The sequence below is a fragment of the Amycolatopsis kentuckyensis genome, from assembly GCF_041679295.1.
GTDB classification, from domain to species: Bacteria; Actinomycetota; Actinomycetes; order Mycobacteriales; family Pseudonocardiaceae; genus Amycolatopsis; species Amycolatopsis kentuckyensis_A.
In genome coordinates, this window is sequence record NZ_JBGDMD010000008.1 from 196,842 (window position 1) to 219,900 (window position 23,059).

General features: G+C 73.8%; 4 protein-coding genes. 2 read left to right on the plus strand and 2 right to left on the minus strand.

What is annotated here, in order from left to right:
- The first annotated feature begins 62 nt into the window (after positions 1–62).
- Together ACERZO_RS32950 and ACERZO_RS32955 are read left to right on the plus strand one after the other, a co-directional pair.
- A complete protein-coding gene (locus tag ACERZO_RS32950) occupies positions 63–842 on the plus strand; it encodes a thioesterase II family protein (RefSeq protein WP_372669293.1) in 780 nt (259 codons plus the stop codon).
- Positions 843–966: 124 nt separating this feature from the next.
- Entirely contained in the window at positions 967–1,236 is a 270-nt protein-coding gene (locus ACERZO_RS32955; protein WP_372669295.1) for a hypothetical protein, read from the plus strand.
- A 770-nt stretch (positions 1,237–2,006) separates the two neighbouring features.
- On the opposite strand, the gene ACERZO_RS32960 is transcribed toward ACERZO_RS32955, so the two are convergent.
- Positions 2,007–7,283 (minus strand): type I polyketide synthase, encoded by a 5,277-nt coding sequence (locus ACERZO_RS32960; RefSeq protein ID WP_372669297.1) that lies wholly within the window; start codon positions 7,281–7,283, stop codon positions 2,007–2,009.
- Positions 7,280–22,960 (minus strand): SDR family NAD(P)-dependent oxidoreductase, encoded by a 15,681-nt coding sequence (locus ACERZO_RS32965; protein WP_372669299.1) that lies wholly within the window; start codon positions 22,958–22,960, stop codon positions 7,280–7,282. The genes ACERZO_RS32960 and ACERZO_RS32965 overlap by 4 nt, the downstream gene beginning before the upstream one ends.
- Positions 22,961–23,059 lie beyond the last annotated feature (99 nt).

The following is a 23,059-nucleotide window of genomic DNA, read 5'->3' on the forward strand; positions in this document are numbered from 1 at the left end:
GATCTCGGGTGGCCGTCATAGGGGTTGCCACGACCGGGAAAGCCCCCAAAACTTCGGGAACCATGACTGCCGTAAACGAAAGAACGAGCCGGTGGATCCGGCGCTTCCACGCGGCCGATGACGCCGCCGTGCGGCTCGTCTGCCTGCCGCACGCGGGTGGTTCGGCCACCGCCTACTTCCCGTTCTCGCGTGCGGCCGCGCAAGCCGGCCTCGATGCCGATGTCGTTGCCGTGCAGTACCCCGGGCGGCAGGACCGGCTCGGCGAACGGTGCTTCGACGACGTCGGGGCCATGGCCGACGCCATCGCCGACGACCTCGGCCCCTGGTTCGACCGGCCCGTCGCGCTCTTCGGGCACAGCATGGGCGCGACGCTCGGCTACGAGGTCGCCCGCCGGCTCGAGGCGCGCGGCGCCCAGCCGCTGGGGCTGTTCGCTTCGGCCTGCCGGGCGCCGTCCCAGCAGCGGATCGAGTACGTCCACCAGCGCGACGACGACGGCCTCATCGCCGCGTTGAAGGAGCTCAGCGGCACCGACAGCGCCGTGCTGGGCGACGACGAGCTGCTGCGCATGGTGCTGCCCGCGGTCCGCGGCGACTACACCGCCGTCGAGACCTACCGGCACCGGCCCGGCACCGAGCTGGCGTGCCCGATCCAGGTCCTGGTGGGCGACGACGACCCGGTCACCGAGCTCGCCGAGGCCGACGCCTGGCGAGCCCACACGACCGGCGGCTGCGGGGTCGAGGTGTACCCCGGCGGCCACTTCTACCTGAACGCCCAGCTCGACGGCGTCCTGGCGGTCGTCGCGGCCCGGCTGCGCGACTGGGGTGCCCGCGCAACCCCCTGATCCGGGCAGCGGCAGGGGTGGGGGAAACCCCAGCCGGTGTTCAGGTGCCGACCCCATGGTTCGGCGGGTCCCGATCCGCGAAACTGGGTACATCGAGGAAAACGACCCGCCCCCGGAGGTAGTCATGATGGCGATCCAGACCGTTCCCGGTGTCACCCAGCGGATGCTCCCCAACGGCCACCTGCGCCTGACCTGCCGCGGCACCAGCCGCCAGGTCGACTGCGAGCCCGTGGCGGCGGCGATGTGGATCGCGCTGAAGCAGCACAACGGCGACGTCGACCGCGCAAGCGCCGTCCTGGCGGCGCTGTGGGAGACCGACGTCGAGGACACCCGCTACGACATGGAGCTGCTGGCGGGCTCGCTGTGCTCGCTGGGGTTGCTCGCCGAAGTCTGATCGCCCCCTGGGGCGGTGCACGGTTCGGGTCGCCGTGCGCCGCCTTTCGTTGTGCTTAAAGCCCTGTCGGCTCGCGTCGAGCGCCCGGTCCCCGGTGCGATCCGCGAGTTCTGCTCTCGCGTCGAACGCCCCGCTACGGCGACCCGCTGGCCCGCCCCGAGCGGCCTCGCGCCTCGGCGAACCCCGCGCGCAGAGGTCTTGAATGAGTCATTCAGGACCTCCCACGCCCTGAATGACTCATTCAAGACGCTCCGCCTTGGCACCCCACCGTCTCCGGCGCCGGTCGCCGAAAGCGATCCCCGGTGCCGCCCGGCGCGGCATCGCGACCCGCGGTCACCGCACCGGGACGCCATGAACGACTCGTTCATGCCATCCGCCGCCTGAACGGCTGACTGCCCACCGCCTCACCACAAAAGCCGCCACAGAAGCCCACACCAAAGGCGAGAGGCCCCCGAGAACGGGCACCGACGAGAACCCAGACTCCCCCCGCACCCCGATCCGAAGCCACAACACGGCCGGCAACACCGGGTCAAGGCATCTTTCCCGCCTTGACGCGGTGTTGCCGGCCGTAGTCACAATGACAGCTTCGGGGTGCCGGAAGGGCTTTGGCAGGACAGCTGTTCCCGCCCGGCACCACCGCACGCGGAACGCTGGGCTTCGGCGGTCACGGCCGGCCGAGAGCGAACCCCGCGCACGCAAAAAAGGACCGCCTCCGACGCCATTGGCGGAAGCGGTCCCGATGTCCCGGCCGGGGGAGGCAGCCGGGAAGCTCAGCCCTGGGACTCCAGTTCTTCGTCCAGCATCGCGAACAGCTCGTCCGCGCCGGCCTCCTCGAGTTCGCGGTCCGCCGGGGAGAACGTCGCCACCAGCTCGCGCAGCCGGCCCACGACCGCCACACGCGCAGAAGCGTCCAGCGACCGCAGCTCGGCCTCCAGGTCCGTCAACCGGACCTCCACCGCCGACGGCGGGTCGGCCAGTCCCGAGCCGAGGAACGCAGCCAGCGCCGAAGCCGACGGGTGGTCGAAGATCAGCGTCGCCGGCAAGCGCTGGCCGGACACCGATTCCAGCCGGTTGCGCAGCTCGATCGCCGTCAAGGAGTCGAAGCCCAGCTCGATGAAGCCCTTGCGCGGGTCGACCGCGTCCCGGCGTTCGTGGCCCAGGACCACCGCCGCCGTGCCGCACACCAGGTCCAGCAGCGCGCGCTCGCGGTCCGCAGCCGGCAAGGCCACGATCCGGGCCCACGAGTCGTCCGACGCCTCCACGCGACGACGACCGCCGCGGACCAGGCCCCGCAGCATCGCCGGGACGCTGTGCGCGTCGGCCCGCAGGCCCGACATGTCCAGCCGGACCGGCACCAGCGACGGCTGTGACGTCCCGAAAGTCGCGTCGAACAACGAAAGCCCGTCGTCGAACGACAAGCCGAACACGCCCGAACGCGCCATCCGGATCAGGTCCGTCTCCGCCAGCTCGTTCGACATGCCGCCCTCGGACCAGAGGCCCCACGCCAGCGACACCGCGTGCCGCCCGGTGGCCGCCCGGTGGTGGGCCAGCGCGTCCAGGAAGACGTTCGCCGCCGAGTAGTTCGCCTGGCCCGCCGCGCCGAGCGTGCCGCCCGCCGACGAATACAGGACGAACGGGATGTCCAGCGAAGCGGTCAGCGAGTGCAGGTTCCACGCCGCGTCGATCTTGGGCCGCAGCACCGCGTCCATCCGCTCCGGCGTCAGCGCCAGCAGGACGCCGTCGTCGACGACACCGGCCGTGTGCACGACCGCCGCCAAGTCGACGCCGGCCAGGAGCTCGGCCGCCGCCTCCCGGTCGGCGAGATCGCACGCCGCGAGGGTAACCGTGGCTCCCAGGGAAGTCAGCGACGAAACCAGCTCGTCGGCCCCCGGCGCCGCGGCACCGCGGCGGCTCGTCAGCAGCAGGTTCCGGACGCCGTGGTCGGTCACCAGGTGCCGGGCGATCAGCTGCCCGAGCACGCCGGTGCCTCCGGTGACCAGCACCGTTCCGTCCGGGTCCAGGGCAACCGGAGCCGAAGAAGGCACGAACTTCGCCAGCCGGTGCACCAGCACCGCGCCGTCGCGCACCGCGACCCCGGGCTCGTCGGCGTACATCGCCCCGAGCACCGCGTCCAGGGGCAGCTCGCCGCCGTCGACGTCCACGACCATGAACCGGTCGGGGTACTCCAGCTGAGCCGTCCGGATCACGCCCCAGAGCGCGGCGTGCGTCAGGTCGTCGACACCCTCGTCCGGCCGCGTCCCGATCGCCCGCTGCGCCACGACGACCAGCCGCGACGACCCCAAAGTCTCTTCGGCGACCCAGGCCTGCGCCAGCGCCAGCAACCGGTGCGTGGCTGCACGGGCCGCGGAAGGCGACGCCGTCGAAGGCGCCACGAACGGCGCGAACACCACGTCCGGCCGCACACCGTCGGCCACCAGGGCGGGAAGGTCCACATAGGACTTGCCCGGCAGCCCGAACCCGGACCCGAGCACCGCGGACGAGACGCCCGAAACCGCGTCGCCCGCGAACGGCTGCCACTCGACCCGGAACAGCGAGTCGTCCACCGCCGACCGCGTGGCGCGGAACGCGTCGGCCGCGATCGGCCGCAGCGACAGCGCTTCGATGCTGAGCACCGGCGCACCGGCGGCGTCCGTCGCGGTCATCGACACGGTGTTCTCGACGTCCGACGAGATCAGCACCCGCAGGTCCGACGCGCCGGCGGCGTGCAGGGACACACCCGACCACGCGAACGGCAGCACCGGCTTGTCCTCGGTCGGCCCGGCGAGGCCGATCGTGTGCAGTGCCGCGTCGAGCAGCGCCGGGTGCAGGCCGAACGCCGAAGCGTCGGTGTCCTCCGGCAGCGCCACCTCGGCGGCGAGCCGGTCGCCGACCTGCCAGACGCGGCGGAGCCCGGCGAACACCGGGCCGTAGTCGAAGCCCTGCGCGGCCAGCTCGTCGTAGCGGGCGGTCACGTCGATCTCGGTCGCTCCCGCAGGCGGCCACTCGGCCCCCACGGCGGGCGCGGAAAGAGCGGCGGACAGCCGGCCGGAACCGTGCTGCACCCACTCGGAAGCATCCTCGGCCTGCGAATAGATCGCCAGAGAGCGCTGCTCCGATTCGAGAGCACCGACGACGACCTGCAGCCGGACGGCCCCTTCCGCGGGCACGATCAGCGGCGCGGCCAGGGTCAGCTCGTCGAGCCGGCCGCAGCCGACCTCGTCGCCGGCGCGGATCGCCAGCTCGACGAACGCCGTGCCGGGGAACAGCATCGAGCCCTGCACGACGTGGTCGGCCAGCCACGGCTGCGTGGCAGCCGAAAGCCGGCCGGTCAGCACGGCCCCGCCCGAATCGGCCGCGACGACGACGGCACCCAGCACCGGGTGCTCGGCGTCGCGCTGCCCGACCTCGGCGACGCCGCGGACGCGGGCGCCGGTCGGGTTCTCCAGCCAGTAGCGCTTTCGCTGGAACGCGTACGTCGGCAGCTCGACCGGCGCGCCGCCGGCGTAGAACGCCGAGAAGTCCACAGTGGACCCGGCGACGAACAGCGAAGCCACCGCGGCGGCCGCCGACTCGCCTTCGGGCCGGTCCTTGCGCAGCACCGGGACGAACGCCGCCCGGTCGTCCGCGCCCAGGCACGTCGGCCCCATCGCGGTGAGCACCGCCGACGGGCCGACCTCGACGAACGTCGTGACACCCGCGTCGAGCAGCGTGCGGATCCCGTCGGCGAACCGGACGGCGTCGCGCACCTGGCTCACCCAGTACTCCGGGGAGGTCAGGTCGGCGTCCGGCGAAACCGTCGACACGATCGGAATCGCGGGCTCGGCATAGGTCAGGTTGCGGGCGATGAAGGCGAAGTCGGCCAGCATCGGCTCCATCAGCGCCGAGTGGAACGCGTGCGACACCTTCAGCCGCGAAGTCTTCTCGAACTTCGAGGCGACCGCGAGGACCGCGTCCTCGTCGCCGGACAGCACGACCGACGCCGGTCCGTTGACGGCGGCGATCGACACGCCGTCGGTCAGCAGCGGCAGGACCTCGGCCTCGGCCGCCGCCACAGCGACCATCGCGCCTCCGGTGGGCAGCGCCTGCATCAGCCGCGCCCGGGCGGTCACCAGCGTGCACGCGTCTTCGAGCGAAAGGATCCCGGCGACGTGTGCCGCGGCCAGCTCACCGATCGAGTGGCCGAGCAGGTAGTCAGGCGTGACGCCCCACGACTCGAGCAACCGGAACACCGCGACCTCGACGGCGAACAACGCCGGCTGCGTGTACCCGGTCTCGTCGGAGCCCAGCACGGTCCGCAGCGGCACGTCGAGGTGCTTGTCCAGCTCGGCGGCCACGACGTCGAAGGCCTCGCCGAACGCGGGGTACGCCGCCGCCAGCTCCACGCCCATCGCGACGCGCTGGGCGCCTTGGCCGGTGAACAGGAACGCCGTGCGCCCGGGGCCGGCCACGCCCTCGACGACACCGGCAGGCGTGCGGCCGGCCGCGTACTCGGTCAGCGCGCGGATCGCGGCTTCCCGGTCGGCGGCCACGACGCCGGCGCGGTGCTCGGCCCGGGTCCGGGTGGTCGCCAGCGAGAACCCGACGTCCACAGTGGACGCGTCGCCGACGGAAGAAGCGAGCTTGCCCGCCTGCGCCCGCAGCGCTTCCGGGTCGTTCGCGGACAACAGCCACGTCACCGGCCCGTCGTCCGACGAGTGCGCCACCGGGTCGCCCTGCTCGACGATCACGTGCGCGTTGGTCCCGCTGATGCCGAACGACGACACGCCGGCGCGCCGCGGCCGTCCGGTCTCCGGCCACGGCTTCGGCTCGCTGAGCAGCGAAACGGTGTCCGTCCATTCGACGTGCGGCGAAGGCTCGTCGGCGTGCAGCGTGCGCGGGAGGACGCCGCGCCGCAGCGCCTCGACCATCTTGATGACGCCGCCGACCCCGGCGGCCGCCTGCGTGTGGCCGACGTTCGACTTGAACGACCCGACGTGCAGCGGCCGGTCGGCCGTGGCCGCCTTGCCGTAGGTGGCGATCAGCGCCTGCGCCTCGATCGGGTCACCGAGCTTGGTCCCGGTGCCGTGCGCCTCGACGGCGTCCACATCGGACAGCTTCAGCCCGGCGTCGGCGAGGGCCGCCTTGATGACCCGCTGCTGCGCGGGGCCGTTCGGGACGGTGATGCCACTCGAAGCGCCATCGGAGTTCACCGCACTGCCGCGCAGCACGGCGAGAACGTGGTGGCCGTTGCGACGCGCGTCGGAAAGCCGTTCCAGCAAGAGCATTCCGGCGCCTTCGGAGCAGCCGACGCCGTCGGCGCCGCTGCCGAACGCCTTGCAGCGGCCGTCCGGGGCGAGGCCCTGCTGCTCGCTGAAGTAGACGAACATGTCCGGCGTCACCATCACCGTGACGCCACCGGCGAGGGCCAGGGAGCACTCGCCGCGGCGCAGCGCCTGGGCCGCCCAGTGCAGGGCGACCAGGGACGACGAACACGCCGTGTCCACCGACACCGACGGGCCTTCCAGCCCGAGGGTGTAGGAGATGCGGCCGGAGATGAGGCTGCCGTCGCTGCTGCCGGCGCCGTAGTCGTGGTACATCACGCCGGCGAAGACGCCGGTCTTGCTGCCCCGCAACGTCGACGGCACAATCCCGGCGCGTTCCACGGCCTCCCACGCGGTTTCCAGCACGATCCGCTGCTGCGGGTCGAGCGTGCGGGCCTCCCGCGGTGAGATGCCGAAGAACTCGGGCTCGAAGTCGGCGGCTTCGTAGAGAAAACCGCCTTCCTTCGAGTACGTCGTGCCGGGCCGGCCGGCGGGGTCGAAGAGCGCTGCCGTGTCCCAGCCGCGGTCCTCGGGGAACTCGCCGACGGCGTCGGTGCCGCCGGCGACGAGGTCCCACAGCTGGTTCGGCGTGGTGACCCCGCCGGGGTACCGGCAGCCCATCCCGATGATGGCGATCGGCTCGCTCATCGCCGCGGTGAGCTTCTGGTTGTCCGCCTTGAGCCGCTCGTTGTCCATCATGGACTGGCGCAGCGCGGCGACGATCTGCTCGGTGGACGGCTGGCTCACTGGGACTCCTCGGTTTCGGTGCCCGCCATCGCGGACTTGACCAGGTCGGCCAGGTCCATGCCGGCGATGGCGGCCACTTCGTCGGTTCCGTTGGCCTCGGCGGCCTCTTCGACCGGCTCGCCGAGCTCGGGCAGCAGCTCCCCGAGCAGGAAGCGGGTCAGCGGGAGCGGGCTCGGGTAGTCGAAGATCAGCGTCGCCGGCAGGCGCAGCCCGCAGGCCGCCCCGAGCCGGTTGCGCAGTTCGAGCGCGGCCAGGGAGTCGATGCCCAGGTCGGTGAAGCCCTTCTCGACGCCGACCGCCGAAGCGTCGTCGTAGCCGAGGACGGCCGCCGCGTGCTCGCAGACCAGCTGCAGCAGCGCGGTTTCCCGCTCGTCGGCCGACATCCCGGTCAGCTTGTCCGCGAAGCCCGCCTCGGGCGCCGCGGTCACCGGACCCGCCGCCGCGGCGGCCCGCCGCGGGGCGGCCGTGACCAGGCCCCGCAGCAGCGGCGCGATCCGGTCGGCCTCCCGCAGGTCGGCCAGCTTCACCGGCACCAGCGCCGGTTCGCCGGCCGCCAGCGCGGCGTCGAAGAGCGCGAGCCCGTCGGTGACGGCCAGCTCCGCGACCCCGTACCGGGCGACGTGCGTCAGGTCGACGGCGTCGCCGCTGCCCTCCCACGGACCCCAGGCCAGCGCCGTCGCCGGGAGGCCCAGCGCCGCGCGGTGTCCGGCCAGCGCGTCCAGGAAGACGTTGCCCGCCGCGTAGTTCGCCTGCCCGGCGGCGAGCAGCAGGCCGCCCGCCGACGAGTAGAGGACGAACGCCTTCAGGTCCAGCGAAGCGGTCAGCTCGTGCAGGTGCCAGGCCGCGTCCACCTTGGGCCGCAGGACGTTCGTGACCTGCGAAGGGGTGAGCGCGGTCAGCACCGCGCTGTCCATCTGCCCGGCGGCGTGCACGACGGCGGTGAGATCGGGCAGCGACTCGATCAGCCGGGCCAGGTCGGCCCGGTCGGTGACGTCGCAGGCCGCGACGGTCACCGAGGCACCCAGCTCCTCGACCAGCTCGCGAGCCCCCGGTGCGTCGAGACCCCGACGGCTGGTGAGCACCAGCTTCCGGGCGCCGCGGGCGACGAGGTGCCGGGCCAGGTGGCCGCCGAGCAGGCCGGCACCACCGGTGATGAGCACCGTGCCGTCGGCGTCCCACTCGACCGGGTCGCCGACCGTCGTGACCTTGGCCAGCCGGGGCACGCGGACCTCGCCGACCCGGACGATCGCTTCCGGCTCACCGGAGGCGACCACCGCGGGCAGGGCCCGCAGCGACTGGGGCAGGTCGTCGACGTCGACCACCTGGACCCGGCCGGGGTTCTCCGCCTGCGCGGCCCGCACCAGGCCCCAGACCGGCGCCTGGGCGAGGTCCGGGTCGTCCGCCACGGCGTTCCGCGTGACGACCAGCAGCTTGCCGTCGGCCGAACCGTCGAGCCAGGTCTGCAACTGTCCCAAAGTGTTCTGGACGGTCGCGTGGACCCGGGCCGGGACGTCACCTTCGGCGGTGACGACCGGCAGGACCAGCACGTCGGCGGCCACCGGCTCGGCGTGCGCCGGGACGCCGAGGCCGAGGTCGTCGGCGCCGAGCACGGCCCAGCCCTCGAGGGACTTGACCAGCCGGACACCGGCGGCGGGCTGCCAGTCGATCCGGTAGAGCGAGTCGGGCACCTTGGCACCCAGCTGGCCCTCCGACACCGGCCGCGTCACCAGCGACTCGATCCACGCGACCGGCGTGCCGGCCGCGTCGGCGAGGGCGAGCGAGGCGTCCTTGCCCTCCTTGCGGACCCGCACCCGCAGCGTCGTCGCCCCGGAGGCGTGCAGCGAAACCTGGTTCCAGGCGAACGGGATCGTCGTCTCGGTCAGCGCCTTCGGCCCACCCGGAACGAGGAAGTCCGTCGCACCCAGCGCCGAGTCCAGCAGCCCCGGGTGGAGGCCGAAGTCGCTCGCCGCGGTGCCCTCGGGCAGCGCCACCTCGGCGAACACCTCGCCCTCGCGCAGCCAGACCGCACGCAGGTTGCGGAACACCGGGCCGTAGCCGAAGCCGAGGCCGGCCAGGTCGTCGTAGAGCCCGGTGAGGTCGACGGCTTCGGCGCCCTCGGGCGGCCACGCCGTCAGATCGAACTCCGCCGGCTGGGCACCGGTGGCCAGCGTGCCGGCCGCGTGCTGCGTCCACCCGTTCTCGGCGCGGGAGTGCACCGACAGGTCGCGGCGGCCGTCCGCGCCGGGAGCGCCGACGACGACGCGGATGTCGACGCCGCCCTCGTCGGGCAGCAGCAGCGGGGCCTGCTGGGTCAGCTCCTCCAGGAGGTCGCAGCCGACCTGGTCGGCGGCGTGCAGGGCCAGCTCGACGTACGCCGTGCCCGGCAGCATCGTCCGGCCCAGCACCACGTGGTCGGCCAGCCAGGTCTGCTTGTCGACCGCGAGCCGGCCGGTGAGGACCGCGCCGCCGTCGGGCAGCTCCACCAGCGCGCCCAGCAGCGGGTGCGCGGCGGACTTGGCGCCCAGCGAACCGACGTCGCCGGCCGGCTTCGTCGCGTTGAGCCAGTACTCCTTGTTCTGGAAGGCGTAGGTCGGCAAGTCCACAGTGGACGCGCCGCGGCCGGCGAACAGCGCCCGCCAGTCGATCTTCGCGCCCCGCGAGTACACCGTGGCGAGCGCGGTGAACAGCGTCTGCACCTCGTCGCGGCCCCGGCGCAGGGCGGGCACGCCCACGACGCGGTCGGGCCGGTCGGCGACCGACGTGTCGCACTCGCGGGCCATGCCGGTCAGGACCGCGTCCGGGCCCAGCTCGACGAACCGGGTGACGCCGGCCGAGAGCAGCGTGCCGACGCCGTCGGCGAAGCGCACCGCCTCCCGGACGTGGTTCACCCAGTACTCCGGCGAGCAGAGCTGCTCGGCGGTGGCGATCCGACCGGTCACGTTGGAGACGACCGGGATGCTTGGCGCGGTGTAGGTCAACTTCGCCGCCACGACGCTGAATTCGTCCAGCATCGGCTCCATCAGCGCGGAGTGGAAGGCGTGCGAGACGACCAGCTGCTTCACGCGGCGGCCGGCTTCCTTGAAGGCGGCCATCGCGGCCTTCACCGCGTCTTCGGGACCGGAGATGACGACCGAGCGCGGGCCGTTGACCGCGGCGACGTCGACCCCGGCCGGGAGCGCGGCGCGCACCTCGTCCTCGGTGGCCGCGATCGCCGCCATGGCTCCGCCTTCAGGGAGCGCCTGCATGAGACGTCCCCGCGCGGCGACCAGGGCACACGCGTCGGCCAGGGAGAAGACCCCGGCGACGTGCGCCGCGGCCAGCTCGCCGATCGAGTGCCCGGCGACGTAGTCGGGCGTCAGGCCCCACGACTCGACCAGGCGGTAGAGCGCGACCTCGATCGCGAACAGCGCGCATTGCGTGTACGCGGTCTGGTTCAGCAGTTCGCTGCCGTCCCGGATGACGTCCTTGAGCGGGACCTCGGTGTCGAAGAGGCCGCAGGCCTCGTCGAACGCGCCGGCGAAGACCGGGAAGGCCTCGTACAGCTGACGTCCCATGCCCGGCTGCTGCGCGCCCTGCCCGGTGAAGAGGAACGCGGTCAGGTCGGCGGCACTGGTCGCGCCGGTGACCGTGCCAGCCGGGGTCCCGCCGGTGGCGAGCCCGTCGAGGGCCTTCAACGCGGCGTCGCGGTTGCCCGCCAGGACCACCGAACGGTGGTCGAGCGCGGCCCGGCCGGTCGCCAGCGAATAGCCGACGTCGGTCAGGTCCAGCTCCGGGTTCGACCGGATCCACGCGGCCAGGCGGGCCGACTGGTCGGCGAGCGCCGCGGCGGTCGTGCCGGCGATCGGCAGCGGGACCGACGGCAGCGCCGGGGCGGTCGCCCGCGGCCGTTCCACAGTGGACGGAGGTGCCTCCTCGATGATGATGTGCGCGTTCGTCCCGCTGATGCCGAAGGACGAGACACCCGCGCGGCGCGGGCGGCCGTTCGGCAGCCACGGCCGGGCCTCGCTCAGCAGCTCGATGTCACCGGTGGTCCAGTCGACGACCGGGGACGGCGCGTCGATGTGCAGTGACTTCGGCAGCATGTTGTGCCGCATGGCCTGGACGACCTTGATCACGCCCGCCGCGCCGCCGGAAGCCTGCGCGTGGCCGATGTTGGACTTCACCGAGCCCAGGTACAGCGGCTGCCCCTCGGGCCGGTCCTGGCCGTAGGTGGCCAGCAGCGCCTGCGCCTCGATCGGGTCACCCAGCTTGGTGCCCGAGCCGTGCGCCTCGACGGCGTCCACTTCGGCCGGAGTCAAGCCGCCGGCCGCGAGGGCCGCGTGGATCACGCGTTCCTGCGACGGCCCGTTCGGCGCGGTGAGGCCGTTGGACGCGCCGTCCTGGTTGACGGCGCTGGAGCGGACCACCGCGAGGACCTCGTGGCCGTTGCGCTGGGCGTCGGACAGGCGCTCCAGCAGGAGCAGGCCCGCGCCTTCGGCCCAGCCGACGCCGTCGGAGGCCGCGGAGAAGGACTTCGACCGGCCGTTGGGCGAAAGCACGCCCTGGCGGCTGGAGTCGACGAAAAGGTCCGGCTGCGAGAGCAGCGTGACGCCGCCGGCGAGCGCCAGCCCGCACTCCCCCGCCCGCAGCGCCTGCACCGCGAGGTGCAGCGTGACCAGCGAGGACGAGCACGCGGTGTCGACCGTCATGCACGGGCCTTCCAGCCCCAGCAGGTAGGAGATGCGGCCGGAGACGACCGCGCCCGAGCTGCCGTTGGGGATGTAGGCGGCGACGTCGAGCGGCGCGCCGGGGACGCGGCTGCCGTAGTCGTCGTACATCGCGCCGGTGAAGACGCCGGTCATGCTGCCGCGCAGCGCGGTCGGGTCGATGCCGGCCCGCTCGATGGCCTCCCACGCCGTCTCCAGCAGGAGCCGCTGCTGCGGGTCCATGGCCAGCGCCTCGCGCGGGCCGATGCCGAAGAACGCCGGGTCGAACAACGTGCCTTCGTGGAGGAAGCCGCCTTCGCGGGCGTAGGTCTTGCCGCGCTTGCCGCGCTCGGGGTCGTAGATGCTGTCGATGTCCCAGCCGCGGTTGGTCGGGAACTCCGACACCGCGTCGACCTCGTCGACGAGCAGCTGCCAGAGGTCCTCCGGCGACCGGACGCCACCGGGGTACCGGCAGGCCATGCCGACGATCGCGATCGGCTCCTGCATCGACGCGTTCGTCCGGGTCGTGGTGGCCGGGACCTTCGCGACCGCGCCGAGCAGCTTGCCCTTGACGAAGTCCGCCACCGCCTTGGCGGTCGGGTGGTCGAAGATCAGCGTCGCCGGCAGGGTCAGGCCGGTCGCGGTGCCGAGCAGGTTGCGCAGCTCGACCGCGGCGAGCGAGTCGAAACCGAGCTCCTTGAACGCCCGCGCACCGTCCACTTCGGACTTGTCGGCGTAGCCGAGCACGGTGGCCACCTGCGTCCGGACGATGTCCAGCAGCACGCGGTCGCGCTCGTTGTCGGCCAGCGCCGCCAGTTCCGCGGCGAGTGCGTTGTCGGCCGCCTTCGCCGCCTTGGCGGTCCGGCGGGCCTTCGGCGGGACGAACCCGCGCAGCAACGCGGGCAGGTCGTCGGTGCGGGCCCGCAGCGCCGCGACGTCGACCCGCAGCGGGGCGATCACGGCGTCGGTGGTGGCGGTCGCCGCGTCGAACAGCGCGAGCCCCTGCTCCGCGGTGACCGCGGGCAGGCCGAGCCGCGCCATCCGGGCGAGGTCCGCCTCGGCCAGCTCGCCGCCGAGGCCGGTGTTCTCCGCCCACAGCCCCCACGCCAGCGCCGTCGCCGGCTGACCGGCGGCCTGCCGGTGCGCGGCGAGGCCGTCGAGGAACGCGTTGGCGGCGGCGTAGTTCGCCTGGCCCGCGGGCAGCACCTGGCCGCCGGCGGAGGAAAACATGACGAACGCGGCCAGGTCACCGGCCAGCTCGTGCAGGTGCCAGGCGGCGTCGACCTTGGCCCGCAGGACCGCGTCGAGCCGGTCGGCGGTCAGCGAGTCGAAGACGCCGCTGTCGGCGGTGCCGGCCGCGTGCACCACGGCGGTGAGGTCGTCGATCGCGCCGAGGACGTTCTCGACCTGGGCGCGCTCGGTGACGTCGCACGCGGCGACCCGCACCCGGGCCCCGAGGTCGGTCAGGTCCTCGACCAGCTGCTCGGCGCCCGGCGCGCCGAGCCCGCGGCGGCTGGTGAGCACCAGCGAGGTGACGCCGTGCTCGGCCACCAGGTAGCGGGCCAGCAGGCTGCCGAGCCCGCCGGTGCCCCCGGTGATGAGCACGGTGCCGCTGCCCCACGGGGAGGCGTCGCCGGGCTCGGTCTTGACGTACCGCGGCACGACGACCGCGCCGTCGCGGATCGCGGCCTCCGGCTCCCCGGAGGCGACGACCGCCGCGATGGTCCCGGCCGTTGCGTCGGCGTCGGCGTCGACCACGAACACGCGGCCCGGGTGCTCGGCCTGCGCACCCCGCGCCAGGCCCCACAGCAGGCCCTGCGTGACGTCCACAGTGGACTCACCAGCGGGGACCGCGTCCTGCGTCACGACCGCGAGCTTCGTGGCGGCGAAGCGGGAGTCGGCCAGCCAGGCCTGGAGTTCGGCGAGCAGCCAGGCGGCGTTCGCCCGCGCCGTCTCCGGGACGTCGCCGGTGCGCTCGGGCACGCTCAGCGTGAGCACACCCGGCACCGGCTCGCCGCGGTCGACGGCGCCGACGAGGTCGGCGAACCCGGCGTAGGTGGCGGCCACTCCGATGCGGCCCCGGCCGACGGCCACGACCTCGGCGTCGGACTGCGGCACGGACACCGGCTGCCAGGCGATCGTCAGCAGCGAGCCGTCCGACTCGGCCGCCGACGTCAGCTCCCGGCGGACCGGGCGGGAGACCAGCGAGCCGATGGTCGCGACCGGACGGCCTTCGCTGTCGGCCACCTCGATGGCCGACACCTCGTCACCGTCGATCCGCTCGATCCGCACCCGCAGCACCGAAGCGCCGGCGGCGTGCAGCGTGACGCCGTTCCAGACGAAGGGCAGCAGCGTCGCGCCGCCCGGGTCGCCGAGGAGGTCGGCGTGCATCGCGATGTCGAGCAACGCCGGGTGCAGGCCGTAGCGGTTCGCCGTCGCCGCCGCCGGTTCCGGCAGCGCGACCTCGGCGAACACTTCGGTGCCGCGCTTCCAGGCGGCCTTGAGCCCCTGGAAGGACGGGCCGTAGCCGTACCCGCGCTCTTCGAGCAGGTCATAGGCACCCTCGACCACGATGGGGGTCGCCCCGGCGGGCGGCCATTCGGTGAGCCCGGCGGGCTCCGGCCGCGGCGCCGCGGACAGCGTGCCGATCGCGTGCTGCGTCCACTCGTCGCCGTCGGCCGGCCGCGAGAAGACGGTGATCGGGCGCCGGTCGCCGTCGGCGGGGCCGACCACGACCTGCAGCGCGACGGCGCCGTCCGCCGGCAGGACGAGCGGCGCCTGCAGCGTCAGCTCTTCGACCGTCGAGTGCCCGACCTGGTCGCCGGCCGCGATGGCCAGCTCGACGAACCCGGTGCCGGGCACCAGGATCGCGCCCTTGACGACGTGGTCGGCCACCCACGGCACCGACCCGGCCGAGAGCCGGCCGGTGAGCACCGTGGTGTCCGAACCGGACAGCGGCACGACCGCGCCGAGCATGGGGTGCGGCAGCGGCTGCTGGCCGACCGCCGTCACGTCACCGGACGGGGTCGCGTCGAGCCAGTAGCGCTTGTGCTGGAAGGCGTACGTCGGCAGGTCGAGCCGGATCGGGCCGTCGCCGAGCACCTTGCCCAGCCCGGCGGCGCCACGGGCGTGGAGCCGGCCGAGCGCGGTCAGCGCGGTGCGCACCTCGTCCCGGTCGCGGCGGCCGAAGGGCACGAACGCGGCGTCCGGGTCGATCTGGCGGCCGAGCGCGGTCAGCACGCTGTCCGGCCCCAGCTCGAGGAACGTCCGCACGCCGTCGGCGGCCAGCGCGGCCACCGCGTCCCCGAAGCGGACGGCTTCGCGGACGTGGGTGACCCAGTACTCCGGCGAAGTCAGGTCCGCGTCCGGCGAAACCGTCGAGACGATCGGGATCTTCGGCTCGTGGAACGTCAGCCCGGCGGCGATCTCGCGGAACTCGTCGAGCATCGGCGCCATCAGCGGCGAGTGGAACGCGTGGCTGACGCGCAGCCGCCGCGTCCGGACGTCGGTGGCGCGCTCGATGCGGGACACGACGTCGGCGGTACCGGAGATGACGACCGAAGCCGGACCATTGACGGCGGCGATGCTGACGTCGTCCTCGTGCCCGCGGATCAGCTCCCGTGCGGCCTCTTCGGTGGTGGCGAGGGAGACCATCGCGCCCGGCGGGGTGCTCAGCGCCCCCATCAGGCGGCCGCGTGCGGCGACCAGTTTCGCGGCGTCGTCAAGGGAGAGCACCCCGGCGACGTGGGCCGCGGCCAGCTCGCCGATCGAGTGGCCGGCGAGGGCGTCGGGGACGATCCCCCACGACTCGGCGAGCCGGAAGAGCGCGACCTCGACCGCGAACAACGCGGTCTGCGTGTACTGCGTCTGGTCCAGGAGGCCGCGGTCGGCGAGCGCGGTCGTGCCGAAGACGACGTCGCGCAGCGGCACGTCGAGCAGCGGGTCGATCGCGGCGCAGACGGCGTCGAAGGCGTCGGCGAAGACGGGGTAGGCCGCCGACAGCGCGGCACCCATCCCCACCCGCTGCGCGCCCTGCCCGGAGAACAGGAACGCCAGCTTGCCCTCGGTGACGGGCTCGCTTCCCTGCTCGCCGGCGGCCAGCGCGTCGAGGCCGGCGGCCAGCTCGGCCGCGGTCCCGGCGACGACCACCGCGCGGTGCTCCAGCGCGGCGCGGGTCGAGGCCAGCGACCGCGCCAGCTCGGCGACCGGAATGTCTTCGTGGTCGGCAAGGTATTCGCGCAGGCGGGCGGCCTGGCCGCGCACGGCGGCCGCGGACCGGCCGGACAGCGCGACCGGGACGACGGCCTCGGGCTGCGGTTCGGCGGGCTGCTCGATCTCCGCGTCGGCCGGGGCCTGCTCGATGATCACGTGGGCGTTGGTGCCGCTGATGCCGAACGACGAGACGGCGGCCCGGCGCGGGTGGCCGTTGGGTGACCAGTCCTGCGCCTCGGTGAGCAGGCGCACCGCACCCGTGTCCCAATCGACCACAGTGGACGGACGGTCCACGTGCAGGGTCCGCGGCAGCTGCTCGTTGCGCAGCGCCATGACCATCTTGATGATGCCCGCGACGCCGGCCGCGGCCTGGGTGTGGCCGATGTTGGACTTGATCGAACCGAGCCACAGCGGCTGGTCCTCGGCGCGGTCCTGGCCGTAGGTGGCCAGCAGCGCCTGCGCCTCGATCGGGTCGCCCAGCGTGGTGCCGGTGCCGTGACCCTCGACGGCGTCCACTTCGGACGGTGCAAGACCCGCATCGGCCAGGGCCTTCGCGATCACGCGCTGCTGCGAGGGGCCGTTCGGGGCGGTGAGGCCGTTGGACGCGCCGTCGTGGTTGACCGCGGAGCCCTTGACGAGCCCGAGCACCGGGTGGCCGTTGCGCTGGGCGTCCGACAGCCGCTCGACGAGCAGCATGCCCGCGCCCTCGCCCCAGCCGGTGCCGTCGGCCGCGTCGGCGAACGAGCGGCAGCGGCCGTCGGCGGACAGGCCGCGCTGGCGGCTGAAGTCGACGAACGTGTCCGGAGTGGACATCACGGTGACCCCGCCGGCCAGCGCCAGCGTGCACTCGCCGCGGCGCAGGGCCTGGACCGCCCAGTGCAGGGCGACCAGCGAAGACGAGCAAGCCGTGTCGACGGTGACCGTCGGGCCCTCCAGACCGAGCGCGTAGGACACGCGGCCGGAGACGACGCTGGCGAGGCTGCCGTTGCCGAGGTAGCCCGCGATGTCGTCGGACACCGTGCCGAGGCGGGTGCCCCAGTCGTGGTACATGACGCCGGCGAACACGCCGGTCGCGCTGCCGCGCAGCGAAACCGGGTCGATGCCGGCCCGCTCGAACGCCTCCCAGGACACTTCCAGCAGCAGCCGCTGCTGCGGGTCCATGGCGGCCGCCTCGCGCGGGCTGATCTCGAAGAAGTCGGCGTCGAACTCGGCGGCGTCGTGCAGGAACGCGCCGTGCTTGACGTAGGAGTGGCCGGGCTTGCCGGGCTCGGGGTCGTAGAGCGCGTCGACGTTCCAGCCGCGGTCGGCCGGGAACGGCGTGAGCGCCTCTTCCCCGCCGGCGACGAGCCGCCACAGGTCCTCCGGCGTCGCGACGCCGCCCGGGTAGCGGCAGGCGATGCCGACGATGGCGATCGGCTCCTCCGGGTCGGCCGTGGTCACCGGCGCGATCGGCTTGACCGGGGACAGGCCGCCGAGCCGCGTGACGAGGTACTCGGCCAGCGCGCGCGGGGTCGGGTGGTCGAACACCAGCGTGGCGGGCAGCCGCATGCCGGTGACGGAGTCGAGGATGTTCCGCAGCTCCACCGCGGCGAGGGAGTCGAAGCCGATCTCGCCGAACGGCCGGGCCGGGCTGATCGCGCTCGGGCCGTCGTGGCCGAGCACGGCCGCGACGTGCGTGCGGACCAGGTCGAGCACCGCGCGGTCGCGGTCGGCCTCCGACAGCGAGGCGAACCGCTCGGCGAACTGCCGCTCCGGCGTGAGCTCGCCCGCGGCCGCGGCGATGCGGCGCCGGTTCGCGGGGACGAGGCCGCGCAGCAGCGCCGGGACGTCGTCGCGGTTGCCGAGGGCGGCGCGGTCGACGCGGGTGGGCACGACGGTGGCCGTCCCCGAGGTGATCGCGGCGTCCAGCGCGGCCACGCTTTCGGCCGCGGTCAGCGGGGCGAGGCCCAGCCGGCCGATCCGGTTCAGGTCCTTTTCGGACAGTCCGGCGCTCATGCCGAGCGCGGCGCCGTCGTCGGTCCAGAGCCCCCAGGCGAGCGACGTCGCGGGCAGGCCCTGCTCGCGGCGGTGCTCGGCGAGCGCGTCGAGGAAGGTGTTGCCCGCGGCGTAGTTGGCCTGGCCCACGCCGTCGACCAGCCCGGCCGAGGAGGAGAACAGGACGAACGCGGCCAGGTCCGAAGTCAGCTCGTGCAGCGCCCAGGCAGCGTCGACCTTCGGCGCGAGGACGGTGTCGAGACGCTCTTCGGTGAGCGAGCCGATCAAGGCGTCGTCGAGGACACCGGCGGTGTGGACGACGGCGGTGAGCGGCCCCTCGATCTTCTTCAGCGCGGCCGAGAGCGACCGCTTCTTGGTGACGTCGGCCGCGATGACCTGCACGGTCGCGCTTTCGGACAGCTCGGCGACCAGTTCGGCCGCGCCCGGGGCGTCGCTGCCGCGGCGGCTGAGCAGCACCAGGTGCCGGACGCCGTGGGTGGTGACGAGGTGGCGCGCGACCTGCGCGCCGAGGCCACCGGTGCCGCCGGTGACCAGCACGGTGCCGTCGGGCTGCCAGGCCGGCGCGTCGGTGTGCAGGCGGACGAGCCGCGGGGCCAGCACCCGGTCACCGTCGACGCGCAGCTCCGGCTCGCCGGACGCGAGCGCGGTGGCCAGCGTCGCGGCGGTGGTCTCGCCTTCGATCAGCACGATCCGGCCCGGCTGCTCGGCCTGCGCCGAGCGGACCAGCCCGCGCACGACGGACTCGGCGAGCGTGCCGCGCGTCTGCAGCACGAGCTTGGCCGAGGTCGCCTCGGCGAGGAACGACTGGAGGATCTCCAGGACGCGGTGAGCGGTCTGGCGGGCAGCGGCGGGAACCCGTCCGCGTTCGCCCGGCACAGTCACGAGCCGCACCTCGCCCGGATCCGCGTCCGAAGCCGCGACCGGCGTCCATTCGACGGTGTGCAGCAGGTCCTGGGCCCGCGGGCCCAGGTCGGCGCCGCTGACCGGGCGGGAGCGGAACGACTCCACCGACAGCACGGGCGCACCCGCGGCGTCGGTGACGTCGATCGACACACCGCCGGTGGCCGGCGACGTGATCCGCACCCGCACCTCGGTCGCGCCGGAGGCGTGCAGCCGCACGCCGGTCCACGCGAAGGGCAGGCGGATCTCGCCGGCTTCGCGGGCCTCGCCCGGGGCGAAGTCGGTGGCGTGCAGGACGGCGTCGAGCAGCGCCGGGTGGATGCCGAAGTCGCCGTCCCGTTCGGGCAGCGCGACCTCGGCGTACACGACGTCATCGCGCTTCCACGCGGTGCGCAGGCCCCGGAACAGCGGGCCGTAGCCATAGCCCTGCGCGGCCAGCTCCTCGTACAGCTCGCTGGTGGCGACGACCTCGGCACCGGACGGCGGCCACGCGGTCAGCGCGGCGGGCTCGCCGGAGGCGGCCTCGGCCAGCACACCGGTGGCGTGCCGGGTCCAGGCGACGTCCTGCTCGGCGCGCGAGTAGAACTCGATGGTGCGGCGGCCGTCCTCGACCGGGCCGACCACGGCCTGCACCTCGACCCCGCGTCCCTCGGGGACGGCCAGGGGAGCCTGCAGGGTCAGCTCGTCGACGACGTCGCAGCCCGCGCGCTCGGCGGCGTGCAAGGCCATCTCGACGAACGCGGTGCCGGGCAGCAGGGCCGTGCCGGCGATCGCGTGGTCCGCGAGCCACGGGTGCGAGCGCAGGCCGATGCGGCCGGTCAGGACCAGGCCGTCGTGGTCGGCGAGGCCGATCTCGGCGGCGAGCAGCGGGTGGCCGGAGGCGAGCTGGCCGAAGTCGGCCGCGTCGCCGCGGGCGGGCGCGGTGAGCCAGAAGTGCTTGCGCTGGAAGGCGTACGTCGGCAGGTCGACCACGCGGGCCGGGCCGAAGACGGCCGTCCAGTCGACCGGGACGCCGCGTGTGTGCAGCCGCCCGAGCGCGCCGGCCAGGGCCGGGACCTCGGCGTGGCCGCGGCGCTGCGCGGGCAGGAACGCGATGTCCGAGCCGTGCGGGCCGGTGGCGGCGAGCGCCGCGAGGACGGCGTCCGGGCCGACCTCGATCGCGGTGGTGACGCCGGCCGCGGCGAGCGCGGCGACGCCGTCGGCGAACCGGACCGCGCGCCGCACGTGGTAGAGCCAGTAGCCGGGGGAAGTCAGCTCTTCGGTCGTCGCCAGGCGGCCGGTGACGTTCGAGATGACCGGGATCTTCGGCGCCGAGAACTCGACGACCTCCAGGACCTCCCGGAACTCGGCGAGCATCGGCTCCATCAGCGGCGAGTGGAAGGCGTGCGACACGCGCAGCTCGCTCGTCTTGCGGCCCTGCGCGCGGAAGACCTCGGCGACGGCGTCGACCTCGGCGCGCTCGCCGGACACGACGACCGACGTCGGGCCGTTGATCGCGGCGATGCTGACGCCGTCGGTGAGCAGCGGGCCGACCTCGTCCTCGGTCGCGGCGATCGCGACCATCGAGCCCCCCTCGGGCAGCGCCTGCATCAGACGGCCGCGCGCGGCGACGACCAGGCAGGCGTCCTCCAGGGACCAGACGCCGGCGATGTGCGCGGCGGCCAGCTCGCCGATCGAGTGGCCGAGCAGGACGTCCGGCTTGACGCCCCACGACTCCAGCAGCCGCGCGAGCGCGACCTCGATCGCGAACAGCGTGCACTGCGCGTACTGGGTGCCGTTCAGCTCGTCGGCGTCGTCGCCGAAGAGGACGTCCCGCAGCGGGCGGTCCATCTGGACGTCGAGGTGGTCGATGGCCTCGTCGAAGACCTCGGCGAAGACCGGGTGAGCCAGGTACAGCTCGCGACCCATGGCGAGCCGCTGCGAACCCTGGCCGGTGAACAGCATCGCGAGCTTGCCCGGCGTGCGGGTCCCGGTGACGACGGACGCGTCCGGCTCACCCGCGGCGAGCGCGCGCAGGCCGCGGACGGCGTCTTCGGTGCTCTCGGCGACGACGACGGCACGGTGGTCATGCGCGGCGCGCGTGCCGGCCAGGGAGAAACCGACCTCGGTCAGGTCGGCCGACTCCACAGTGGACACGAGCTTTTCCGCCTGCGCCCGCAGGGCTTCCTCACTGCGGGCCGAGACGACGAGCGGGACGACCGGCAACGGCTCAGTGGTGCCGTCCACGTCGGCGGTCACGGGCGCCTGCTCGATGATGACGTGGGCGTTGGTGCCGCTGACCCCGAACGACGAGACACCGGCGCGGCGCGGACGCTCGACCTCCGGCCACTCGCGGGCCTCGGTGAGCAGTTCGACCGCGCCCGCGGTCCAGTCGACGTGCGGGGTCGGCGCGTCGACGTGCAGCGTCTTGGGCAGCCGGCCGCGGCGGATCGCCTCGACCATCTTGATCACGCCGGCCACGCCGGCCGCGGCCTGGGTGTGGCCGATGTTGGACTTGATCGAACCGAGCAGCAGCGGCGTCTCGCGCTCCTGGCCGTAGGCGGCCAGCAGGGCCTGCGCCTCGATCGGGTCGCCGAGCCGCGTGCCGGTGCCGTGCGCCTCGACGGCGTCCACTTCGGACGGCGTGAGCCGGGCGTCGGCGAGCGCGCGGTGGATCACGCGCTGCTGCGACGGGCCGTTGGGGGCGGTGAGGCCGTTGGACGCGCCGTCGGAGTTGATGGCGGTGCCGCGGACGACGGCGAGCACGGCGTGGCCGTTCGCGACCGCGTCGGACAGCCGTTCCAGGACCAGGACGCCGACACCTTCGGCGAAGCCGGTGCCGTCCGCACCCGCGGCGAACGCCTTGCAGCGGCCGTCTTCGGCGAGGCCGCGCTGGCGGCTGAACGCGGTGAACGTACCGGGCCCGCCCATGACGGCGACACCGCCGGCGAGCGCTAGCTGCGTCTCGCCGCGGCGCAGGGCCTGCACGGCGAGGTGCAGGGCGACGAGCGAACCGGAGCACGCGGTGTCGACGGTCAGCGTCGGGCCTTCGAGGCCGAGCGCGTAGGCGACGCGGCCGGAGACGACGCTGGGTGCATTGCCGGTCAACATGTAGCCGTCAAGGCCGTCGGGAGCTTCGTGCAGGCGCGGCCCGTACTCCTGGGCCTCCGCGCCGATGAAGACGCCGGCCGGCGTGCCGCGCAGCGTCGTCGGGTCGATCTTGGCGCGCTCCAGGGCTTCCCACGCCGTCTCGAGGACCAGGCGCTGCTGCGGGTCCATCGCGGACGCCTCGCGCGGGGCGATGCCGAAGAAGTCCGCGTCGAACTCGCCGGCGTCCGGCAGGAAGCCGCCGGAGGTGACGTAGCTGCTGCCCGGGCGGTCGGGGTCCGGGTCGTAGAGGCCGTCGAGGTCCCAGCCGCGGTCGGTCGGGAACCCGGTGATGGTGTGCACCTCCTGCTCGACCAGCCGCCAGAGGTCCTCGGGCGAGGCGGTCCCGCCGGGGTACCGGCAGCCGATGCCGACGATCGCGACCGGCTCGTCGTGGTCGCCGGCCAACGGAAGTCCACTGTGGACGACGTCGGCCCCGAACACCGCCGCGTGCAGGAAGCGCGCGACGGCGGCCGGGGTCGGGTGGTCGAAGGCCAGGGTGACCGGCAGGTCGAGCCCGGTGGCTTCGGTGAGCCGCGCGTGCAGCTCCACCGCCGCCAGCGAGTCGAACCCGTGGTCGGAGAACGCCTTTTCCGGGTCGAGCACCGCCGGGACGTCCGGGCGCGCCGCCAGCAGCGCGGCCCGGGTGGCGTCGTGGACGACGTCGGCCAGGAATGCCGCGCGGTCACCGGCGGGCAGTTCGGTCAGCCGCTCCGCGAACCCGGACGCCCGATTCGATTCGGTCTCAAACTCACGCATTCCGCACTCCACCGCTGTAGCAAGCCAGCACTCATGGTCGTCTTGATCGATCGTAGGTCGGCGCGCACCGCGGCCGGTCCCCCTGAAAAGCCTTCTAGG